This is a genomic window from Kitasatospora sp. NPDC007106 (assembly GCF_040634455.1).
Lineage (GTDB): Bacteria > Actinomycetota > Actinomycetes > Streptomycetales > Streptomycetaceae > Kitasatospora > Kitasatospora arboriphila.
This window is the reverse complement of sequence record NZ_JBEYFP010000222.1, coordinates 1-8,898: the sequence shown is the minus strand read 5'-3', so window position 1 is coordinate 8,898 and position 8,898 is coordinate 1. Positions and strand designations below refer to the sequence as shown.

Below are 8,898 nucleotides of genomic sequence, written 5' to 3'. Positions count from 1 at the left end.
AGCGCACGGTGCCCGGGTGGGGCGGCGGCACCGCATGAGAGAGCGCTCTCTCAGGGGAAGATAGGAGCGCCCCCAAGGGGTGTCAAGGAGTCATGAGGATGCTCCGTCAACGGATCGATGTCCGCGCCCCTCGCTCCGACACATCGTCAGAGAGCGCTCACCGGACGGGCATCGACCGAGGCGCCTCCGGAGGCGCACGGGCCGGCCCGGCGGGCGGCGCCGGTCGGCCGGGAAACTCGGGCGACCGCCGCGGGACCGGCCGCTACGATCGGCGCCGCACCCGATCACGGCGGCCGATCCACCGCCCGCCCCGCGGACGACGTGGAGGACTTCCGATGGCGCAGGCGCCCGAACAGCAGGCCGGTCGTACCGAGGAGCAGGCCGACCGTCCCGAGGAGCAGGCCGACCATCCGGAACGGCTGACGGCCGGCCACCCCTTCCGGCAGTGGAAGACCTGGCGGATCCCCGGCACCGGGCTGACCCTCACCGGCTACTCGCGGGCCAACGACAAGACCTTCTTCCACATACCCGAGCTGCGTTGCAGCCTCGACGCCGGGCTCTGCGAGGGGCGGCAGCCGGACACCGTCTTCCTGACCCACACCCACGCCGACCACGCCAAGGACATCGACTTCCTCGCCGCCAAGGCCTCCGGGGTGGACATCCACCTGCCCGCCGCGGCCGTCCCCTTCGTAGAGTCCTACCTGCGCTCCTCGGCCGAGCTGAACCACGGTCCGGAGTACGACCCGGCGCTCGCCGGGCACCGGCTGCACGGGGTGCAGGGTGGCGACACGTTCTCCTTCGGCCGCGGCGGCCACCGCGTCCGGGTGGTGGAGTGCGAGCACAAGGTGCCCTGCGTCGGGTACGCCTTCTCCGAGGTGCGCACCGCCCTCTCCCCCGCGTACGAGGAGCTGCGGCGGACGCTGCTCGCCGAGGGGCGCGGCGCGGAGTTCGGGCGGCTCGTGGCGCAGCGCCGCAGGGAGGGCGCGGAGGTCGACCGGGAGGTCGTCCGGCCGCTGTTCGCCTACCTCGGCGACACCCACGTGAACGTCTTCGAGCGGAACCCGTGGCTCCTGGAGTACCCGGTGGTGATCACCGAGTGCACCTACCTGGACGACGCCGAGCTGGAGCGGGCGGACCGGGTCGGGCACACCGTGTGGAGCCGGCTGCGACCGGTGGTCGAGGCGCACCCGGAGACGCTGTTCGTGCTGACGCACTTCAGCCTGCGCCACTCCGATCGCGAGGTCCTGGAGTTCTTCCGGACGGAGAGGGAGCGGGGCGGGCCCGGCAACGTGCTGCTCTGGGTGCACCCGGAGAGCAGCCTGCCGGAGCAGCACCAGCGGACCGACGGCTGACCGGCACTCCGGACCGATGCGAACCGAACCCCTGATCATGTCCTCAGACCGAGCCTCGAAGGGCAGGAGCGCCGCCGTGCCCGAGACCCCGCCCGAACCGCGCACCGCGGCCCTCGCCGACCCTGATCCGGTGGTGCGGGAGCGGGCCGTGCGCGATCTCCGGTCCCGGGGCACAGCGGAGCTGGACACCCTGCCGGCCCTGCTCGGGCTCTTCGGCGACCCGGACCGGAGGGTGGCGTGTCTGGCACGCATTGCGGTCGAGGAACTCGGGGCACCGGCCGTCCCCGTGCTGCAGCGGATCCGGCGTTCCGGGCCGGGACGGCTGCGGCCCGCCGCGCTGACGGCCCTGGCCGAGATCGGCGGCGAACCGCTGCTGTCCGAACGGGACCGGGCAGCCGTCGAACGGCTGGTCCGGATCAAGCTGACCGCCGATCGACCGCAGCCGCTCTCCGCCTGCTGGCTGTACTGGATCGCGGTGGCCGGCGGTGACCAGCAGGGGATCATGCAGGTCCTCGGGCTGACCGGGCCGCGGCCGGTGACCTTCGAGCTGGGCACCGCGATCGTGGACGCGGACGCCCACGGCTGCGGTGACGACGAGCCGGGCAGCCCGGTGGGGCGGGTGTTCGTGACGCCCGAGCTGGACGGCTGGACGCTGGTGGCCGGCGCGTGGTGCGACCCGTGCGATCCGGAGCTCGGCGAGCAGGTGCGGGGGCAGGTCGTCGAACTGAGCGCACGGTACGGCCGCGCGCAGGCGTACTACTTCGGCGCACAGAACGACGGTTCGGCCTGGCTGGTCGCCGAGAACGGCTCGGTGGTGCGCCGCTACAAGGAGGCCGGCGAACCCGACGACCGGCTGTGGACCCTCGGCGAGCCACTGGAGTGCGAGCGTGCCCGGCGCGCCGAACTCGGGCTGCCCGTCCCGTGGGACGACACCGTCCGGGAGGACCTGGACGACGCCGAGGACGAGTGGCGGTGGGAGGCGTTCGGCCTCGCACCCGCGGTGGCCGCGGCCCTGAGCGTCGATCCGCTGACGATCGGACCGGGCACCGTGGTACGGGGGACGCCGGTGATCGCGCTGACACCGATCGGTGTCGCCGAGGGCGTGCCGCGCGGCGCCTACGCGGTCTGACGCCGCGCCCGGCACGATCCGGAAGAGCAGGCCTACCGGCCGTTCTTGTCCGGGTCGACGGCGAGGGTGATGACGCCGAGGTGGCCGCCGCCGTCCTCGGTGATCTTCAACAGCATGGCGGGCTTGTAGATGCCGTCGCCGTCGTTGAAGGTGTCGCGGCCGGTGTGCGCCGCGTAGGGCTGCTCGGCGAGGACGGCCGAGTTGAGCTTCTCGTCCATCATCAGCTGGGTGGTGAGGGTGCGTTCGTCGTTCACGTGCACCATGGCGTGGATGTGCACGGTGCGGCCGGAGTACCAGCCGGGCCAGATGGTGGTGAAGGAGACGATGCCGTTGGTGTCGGTGACCTGGGCGCCGCGCAGGTAGCGCTTGTCGTCCTGCGGGACGAGGTCGGCCTGGCTGCCCCCGCCACCGCCACCGCCGTTACCGTCGGGGCGGCCCGGTGCGCCACCGGGGGCTCCGCCGCCGCCCGTGGAGAGTGCCTCGGCGCCCGAGTAGTGGCCGGCCGCGTCGCAGTGCCAGATCTCCACCACCGCGTCGGGCACGGCCCGGCAGCTCTCGCTGTCCTGGACGCGGATCGCCAGCCGCAGCCGGGAGCCCTGCCGGTCCTCGCGGATGTCGGAGCGCACCTTGTCGGCGTCGAAGTAGTACGGGCCCTGGGTGGTCGAGGGCGCGAGCGTACAGGTGTTGGCGCCGGCGAACAGGCCGGTCAGGTCTGCGGTGCCGGTGGCCTGCGGCGAGACGCTGACGGTGGCACCGTCGGAGGCGGTGGCCGTGGTGGTGCTGCCGCCGCCCCGGCCGCAGGCGGCGAGCAGCGCGCCGAGCCCGATGCTGCCGAGCCCGGCCAGGGCGGTCCGCCGGCTCACCCGCCGGCCCTCGTCGTGGTCGATGTCCATGCCACGATGCTGGGCCGCCCTGATGAGATCGGGCTGTGGACACGCTCGACCGGCCATGAGAAGACCGTTTCCCGGCCGGGTCCGTCAGGAGCCGGCCGGGCCGGCCCTGCCAGCGGGGATCAAGGGCTCAGCACGGCTGCCGCCAGGCGTCGAGCTCCAGGTGCTTGGTCATGGAGCTGAGGCCGATCTGGCGGCTCTTGGCGCAGTACTGCGCGTTGGGCGTCTTGTACTCGACGTGGAAGACCGCCTTGCCGGCCGTGATGAAGGGTTTGAGGGCGTCGCACTCGTCGAACTCGGCGCACTGCTCGTTGACGGCGAAGTCGAAGTCGCCGACCAGGGCGGGGATCTGGTCGAGGTCGTTCTTGAGGCCGACGGCGAGGCCCCGGTCGTGGGCGAGCTTGGCGATGGCCTTGTTGTAGGCGAGCTGGTCGCCGGCGCTGATCTGGAATCCGGTGTCGGCGCGGTAGTTCTCCACCAGGTCCGGTTCGACGCCGTCGAAGCCCTTGTCGCGGCACATGTCGAAGCGCTTGGCCATCAGCGGGAGCAGGACGTCGGTGCGGCGGATGTCCAGTGAGGACTCGCCCTTCCAGCCGTTCGCCCCGCCGAGGACGGTCTTGGGGAAGCTCTTGGCGTCGGAGCGGTAGTCCTCGTACGCGCCGACGTTGACGTAGCAGATGACCTTGCGGCCCTTGGCGTGCAGCGCGGCGACCGTGGCGGCGTCGTTCTCGAAGCCGTCGATGTCGTAGACCGGCACGTCGACGCCGGTGTCGACGCGGCCGTCGAGCTGCCACTGCCAGGCCGTGCGCGGGGCGGGCTGCCAGCGGGCGGCCGTGGTCGGGCGGCCGCCGGTCGGACTGCCGGAGGGGGCCGTGTCGTTGCCCGGGGTCGGCGAGGGGCTCGCCGAGGAGGTGCCGCTCGCGCTCGCGGACCCGGACGGGGCCGGGTTCGCCGTACCGGACGGCGCCGCGGTGGGCTCGTCCGGGTCGGGGCCGTCGTCGTCGCCGCCCCCGCCGGAGCACCCGGCGAGGGTGAGCAGCAGGGCGGCCGCGGCGAGGGCGGCGGGGTGGCGGCGGGTCATGGGTCGGTCTCCGTCCGGGTGGGCGTGAGGGCGGGCCCCGCGAGGGCCGGTGTCAGGGCCGGCGACAGCGTCCGCCACGGGTTGTCGCCGTCGCCCGGTGTCGCGTAGTGGACGGCGGCGCCGCGCAGCCTGGCCTCGCGGGGGACGGCGCGCAGCCGGCCGGACGGCACGCCGTGCACCAGGTGGCAGAAGAGCTCCGGCGGGTGGTCGGCCGTCCAGCGCGGCACGGGAGCCGCCTCGTACGCCTGCCAGTCTCCCTCGAAGGTGACCAGCAGGTCGGCAACCCCGCCGTCGGCGTAGGCCGGGTCGGGGTGGGTGCCGTGGCCGAGGACGACGCTCTCGCAGCCCAGGGCGCGGGCGGCGACGGTGAGCCGCCGCTGGTAGGGCAGGAACGCCGGGTCGGTGCACGCCTGGTCGAAGTAGACGCCGTCGGTGCCGTACCAGGCGCGGTGGCGCTGGAGGTCCTCGGCCACGGCGGCGTGCGGGCGGCGGCCGTAGCCGGTGTCGACGTAGCCGAGGATGCGGACCCCGGCCTCGCGGAGTTCGGCGACGGGTTCGGCGAGCACCGGGTCGGGTGCCTCGCCGGGGCCGTCGGCGGCGTTGACGACGACGCCGTACAGGCGCGGTGCGGCCCGGACGAGGGCCCGCCAGGCGGACGGGTCCTCGGCCGGGTGCACGTAGAGCGGTACCAGCAGTCGCTCCTCCATCAGGCGGCGCGCCCCTGGCTGTCGTTCGGGCCGTCCTCCGCGGCGGCCTTCAGGCCGTGCCAGAGGTCGGCCAGCGAGTCGGCGAGCGTGGTCCGCGGCTCCCAGCCGAGGGCGCGGGCGGTGGAGATGTCGGCCTGCTGCCAGGAGACGGCGGCGGAGCGCTCGGATCCGGCGCCGTGCTCCTCGATCCGGCCGGCGAACCGCGCTGCGGCGACCAGGGCGTCGGCGACGGCGCGGACGGGCCGGGCCTCGCCGCCGGCGATGTTGACCACCGGGGGCAGCGGGTGGGCGGCGGTGAGCACGGTGCCGACCGCGCGGGCGACGTCGCGGGCGTCCACGAAGTCGCGGTGCGCGGAGAGGTCGCCGAGGGTGACGGTGCCGTCGGGGCCGACCCGGCGGAGCTCGGCGGCGAGCCGGCCGGCCAGCGAGGTACCGGGCGCGCCGGGGCCGATCGGGTTGAACACCCGCAGCACCACGGCGTCCTGGCCTTCGGCGGCGGCGTCGGCGACGGCCAGGGTGCCGGCGAGCTTGGTGGCGCCGTACAGGCCGCCGGGCCGCGGGGCGGCGGTCTCGGCGAGCGAGCTGCCGTGCTCGCAGGCGCCGTACTCGGCGGCGGAGCCGAGGTGGACGAGCCGGGTGCCGGGCAGTGCCGCGCGCAGGGCGGCGGCGAGCACGGCGGGGCCGCGGGCGTTGAGGCCGGTCTGCAGCAGGGCGTCGCCGGTGACGGCGCCGGCGCAGTTCACCACCGCGGCGGGGCGGAGGTCGGCGAGCAGTGCGGCGAGGCCCTCGACGGTCTCGTTGGCGAGGTCGATCCGCAGGTCGGCGGCGGCGGAGTGGCCGGCGCGGAGCACCCGCGCACCGGGGAAGGTGCGCAGGTGCTCGGCGATGTGGCCGCCCAGGAAGCCGGTGGCTCCGAGGACGAGGACGTCCATGGGTCAGGCACCCCGCAGCAGCAGGTCGCGGTTCTCGCGGAAGTCGGCGTTGGCCCGGTCGTAGTCGTCGGGGCGGCCGATGTCCAGCCAGTAGCCGTTGAACTCGTAGGCCTGCGGCGGGGTTCCGGCGTCCAGCAGGTCGAGGACGAGGTCGTCGAAGCCGAGCGGCTTGCCGGGGGTGTACCGGGTGAGGGTGGTCTTGGAGAGGCCGTAGACGCCCATCGAGACGTGGTAGTCCATGCTGGGCTTCTCGCGGAACTCGGTGACCCGGCCCTCCTCGGTGGTGAGGACGCCGAAGTCGATGTTGACCTTGCGGGCGTAGGTGGCGATGGTGAGCGGCGCCTCGGCGTCGATGTGCTGCTTGAGCACGTCGCCGTAGGCGAGGTCGGTGAGGACGTCGCCGTTCATGACGAGGAAGTGCTCGGGCAGGGTGTCGAGCATGGTGAGCAGCGGGCCCATGGTGCCGAGCGGGGTCTCCTCGGTGGTGTAGGAGACGTCGATGCCCCACTGCGACCCGTCGCCGACGTACGCGCGGATGATGTGGCCGAGGTGGCCGATGGCGAGGGTGCAGCTCTCGAATCCGGCCGCGACGAGCTGGCGCATGACGATCTCGAGGATGGCGTGCTGGTCGCCGATGGGCACGAGCGGCTTGGGCAGCGCGGTGGTGTACGGGCGCAGGCGGACGCCCTTGCCGCCGGCCAGGATGACAGCGTGCATGCTGGTGCTCCTTGTCTGTGTGCGGTGGTGGCGGGGCGCGGGTCAGACGTTGTACAGGTCGGTCTTGTAGCGGGCCAGGTTGGCCGGGTCGCGGAAGAACTCGATGGTGTGCAGCAGGCCCTCCTCCAGGGAGTGGGCGGGGGCCCAGCCGGTGGCCTCGCGCAGGCGGGTGGCGTCGGCGACCAGGCGCATGACCTCGGAGGCGGCGGGGCGGATGCGGTCGGTGTCCTCACGGACCGTCAGGTCGGCGTCCATCAGCTTGCCGACCAGGGTGACCAGGTCTCCGACGGAGATCTCGCCGCCGGTGCCGGCGTTGAAGGTGCGGCCGACGACCTGCTCGGCGGGGGCGGTGCCGACGGTCGCGAACGCGGCGGCGGTGTCCTTGACGTAGAGGAAGTCGCGGGTGGGGCGGAGGTCGCCGAGGGTGATGGTGCGCTCCCCCGCCGCGACCTGGCCGATGACGGTCGGGATGACGGCGCGCATGGACTGGCGCGGGCCGAAGGTGTTGAACGGACGGAGCGTCACCACGGGGGTCTCGAAGCTGGCGTGGTAGCTGTCCGCGAGCCGGTCGCCGCCGGCCTTGGAGGCCGCGTACGGGGACTGGGTGTTGATCGGGTGGTCCTCGGTGATCGGGACGGTCTGCGCGGTGCCGTAGGTCTCGCTGGTGGAGGTGTGCACCAGGCGCGGGATCTCCAGGTGGCGGACGGCCTCCAGCACGTTGAGGGTGCCGGTGACGTTGGTCTCCACGTAGGAGTGCGGGGCCTGGTAGGAGTACGGGATCGCGATGAGCGCGGCCAGGTGGTACACCGCGTCGGCGCCCTTGACCAGGCCGGTCACCGAGCCGGGGTCGCGGACGTCGCCGAGCACGATCTCCACGTTGTCCAGGACGTCCTGGCCCAGGGTCTCCAGCCAGCCGAACGAGGAGAAGGAGTTGTACTGGACCATCGCGCGGACGCGGTGGCCGTCGGCGACGAGCTTCTCGACCAGGTGCGAGCCGATGAAGCCCTCGGCTCCGGTGACGGCGGCGGTGGTGGCGGTGGTGCTGCTCATGGACGAGCCTCCGGTGGTGTGGACGTGTGGGTGTGCCTCGCGGGCCCTGGACGGGGCACGCGGTGGGGGGTACGTGGGTGCCGTCGGTGCGGCACGGGCCCGTTCGGGCGGGTGGCGCGTCAGCCGTGCGCGGTGCGCGTCATCTGTGCGCGGTGACGCGGCCGGTTCTGGCGCGGGCGGCGAGGACCAGCGCGCCGACGGCGAGGCCGGTGGCGGCCAGCCTGGCCGGGGTGGCCCAGGCCGGGTCCAGCGCGCCGGCGGTGCTCTCCGCGACGGCGGCCGCGGTACATATCAGTGCGGGCGGCCACACGGCGCCGAAGACCTGGAGCAGCAGGGCCGTCCAGAGCAGGGCGCCGAGCAGCAGCAGTCCGCCGAGCTGCACCGGGCCGGGCAGGGCGCCCGTCCAGAGCAGCGCGGCGCCGGTGCCGAGGGCGGCGAGGACGGCGAGGTAGCCCGCGAGGAGCCTGACGAGCGTGCGGTCGGTGCGGTTGCGGAACTGGTCGGCGGTGGTGCTGGTGTACAGCGCCGTCACCGAGCGGCTGCGGAACCGGAAGAGCAGCCATTCCGCGAGCCCCATGGTGAGGGTCAGCGCGACGGCGGCCGAGGCGCCGCCGGGCACCGCGGGCCGCCAGGGGTCGCCGAACGAGGCGGTGATCACCAGCGCGCCCACGGCGAGGCCGAACAGGCCGTGCGGCAGGCTGTCGGCGAGCGGCACGCCCGCCTCCGGCGTCTTGTCGCCGGCCTTGAGCCGCTGCCCGATCTCGATGCCGGCGAAGACGGCGGCGAGGAGGAGCGACAGCGCCGGGCCGGCGATCCGCAGCCAGTTCGGCAGGTCGACCGCGAGGGTGGCGGCCGCACCGGCGGTGGTCGGTGCGAGCGCGCCCATCAGCCGCTTGGCCCGCCGGGTCACCAGTAGCACGGTGGCCGAGGCGAGGTAGAGCGACTGCCCCGCGGCGAACAGCAGCACCGCGGTGTCCGCCCCGGCGAGGGCGGCCGCGCCGGTGCCGAGCGCGGTGGCGGTGAGACCGCCGCGCAGCAGG

General features: G+C 73.9%; 8 protein-coding genes and 1 pseudogene. 2 read left to right on the top strand and 7 right to left on the bottom strand.

The window, feature by feature from the left end:
* Nucleotides 1-335 precede the first annotated feature (335 nt).
* Together ABZ641_RS18540 and ABZ641_RS18535 are read left to right on the top strand one after the other, a co-directional pair.
* The gene (locus ABZ641_RS18540) at nucleotides 336-1,352 is read left to right on the top strand and encodes an MBL fold metallo-hydrolase (protein ID WP_359983073.1); all 1,017 of its coding nucleotides are present in this window, start codon (nucleotides 336-338) and stop codon (nucleotides 1,350-1,352) included.
* Nucleotides 1,353-1,428: 76 nt separating this feature from the next.
* Entirely contained in the window at nucleotides 1,429-2,481 is a 1,053-nt protein-coding gene (locus ABZ641_RS18535) for a HEAT repeat domain-containing protein (RefSeq protein WP_359983071.1), read from the top strand.
* Between the two features lie 32 nt (nucleotides 2,482-2,513).
* Here ABZ641_RS18535 and ABZ641_RS18530 read toward each other — a convergent pair whose 3' ends face one another.
* The 7 genes and pseudogenes from ABZ641_RS18530 to ABZ641_RS18500 form a co-directional block, all read right to left on the bottom strand.
* The gene (locus ABZ641_RS18530) at nucleotides 2,514-3,374 is read right to left on the bottom strand and encodes a protocatechuate dioxygenase (protein WP_344624035.1); all 861 of its coding nucleotides are present in this window, start codon (nucleotides 3,372-3,374) and stop codon (nucleotides 2,514-2,516) included.
* Nucleotides 3,375-3,501: 127 nt separating this feature from the next.
* Complete coding sequence (locus ABZ641_RS18525; protein WP_344624037.1) at nucleotides 3,502-4,452, bottom strand: endo alpha-1,4 polygalactosaminidase; 951 nt, start codon at nucleotides 4,450-4,452, stop codon at nucleotides 3,502-3,504.
* Nucleotides 4,449-5,159 carry a spherulation-specific family 4 protein gene (locus tag ABZ641_RS18520; RefSeq protein ID WP_344624038.1) on the bottom strand — a complete coding sequence of 237 codons (711 nt, stop codon included), beginning with the start codon at nucleotides 5,157-5,159 and terminating at the stop codon, nucleotides 4,449-4,451. Before ABZ641_RS18520 ends, ABZ641_RS18525 begins: the two co-directional genes overlap by 4 nt.
* Nucleotides 5,159-6,091, bottom strand: a complete 933-nt coding sequence (locus ABZ641_RS18515; RefSeq protein WP_344624039.1) for an NAD-dependent epimerase/dehydratase — start codon at nucleotides 6,089-6,091, stop codon at nucleotides 5,159-5,161. The genes ABZ641_RS18520 and ABZ641_RS18515 overlap by 1 nt, the downstream gene beginning before the upstream one ends.
* Before the next feature lie 3 nt (nucleotides 6,092-6,094).
* Nucleotides 6,095-6,808 (bottom strand): sugar phosphate nucleotidyltransferase, encoded by a 714-nt coding sequence (locus ABZ641_RS18510; RefSeq protein WP_359983066.1) that lies wholly within the window; start codon nucleotides 6,806-6,808, stop codon nucleotides 6,095-6,097.
* A 42-nt stretch (nucleotides 6,809-6,850) separates the two neighbouring features.
* Complete coding sequence (locus ABZ641_RS18505; RefSeq protein ID WP_344624041.1) at nucleotides 6,851-7,858, bottom strand: SDR family NAD(P)-dependent oxidoreductase; 1,008 nt, start codon at nucleotides 7,856-7,858, stop codon at nucleotides 6,851-6,853.
* 139 nt (nucleotides 7,859-7,997) lie between these two features.
* Nucleotides 7,998-8,898, bottom strand: a pseudogene (locus ABZ641_RS18500) (hypothetical protein); the annotation flags it as partial.

Coding starts and splice junctions, on each gene's coding strand:
- ABZ641_RS18540 (WP_359983073.1), top strand. CDS start 336: ATGGCGCAGGCGCCCGAACAGCAGGCCGGTCGTACCGAGGAGCAGGCC.
- ABZ641_RS18530 (WP_344624035.1), bottom strand. CDS start 3,374: ATGGACATCGACCACGACGAGGGCCGGCGGGTGAGCCGGCGGACCGCC.
- ABZ641_RS18525 (WP_344624037.1), bottom strand. CDS start 4,452: ATGACCCGCCGCCACCCCGCCGCCCTCGCCGCGGCCGCCCTGCTGCTC.
- ABZ641_RS18520 (WP_344624038.1), bottom strand. CDS start 5,159: ATGGAGGAGCGACTGCTGGTACCGCTCTACGTGCACCCGGCCGAGGAC.
- ABZ641_RS18515 (WP_344624039.1), bottom strand. CDS start 6,091: ATGGACGTCCTCGTCCTCGGAGCCACCGGCTTCCTGGGCGGCCACATC.
- ABZ641_RS18510 (WP_359983066.1), bottom strand. CDS start 6,808: ATGCACGCTGTCATCCTGGCCGGCGGCAAGGGCGTCCGCCTGCGCCCG.
- ABZ641_RS18505 (WP_344624041.1), bottom strand. CDS start 7,858: ATGAGCAGCACCACCGCCACCACCGCCGCCGTCACCGGAGCCGAGGGC.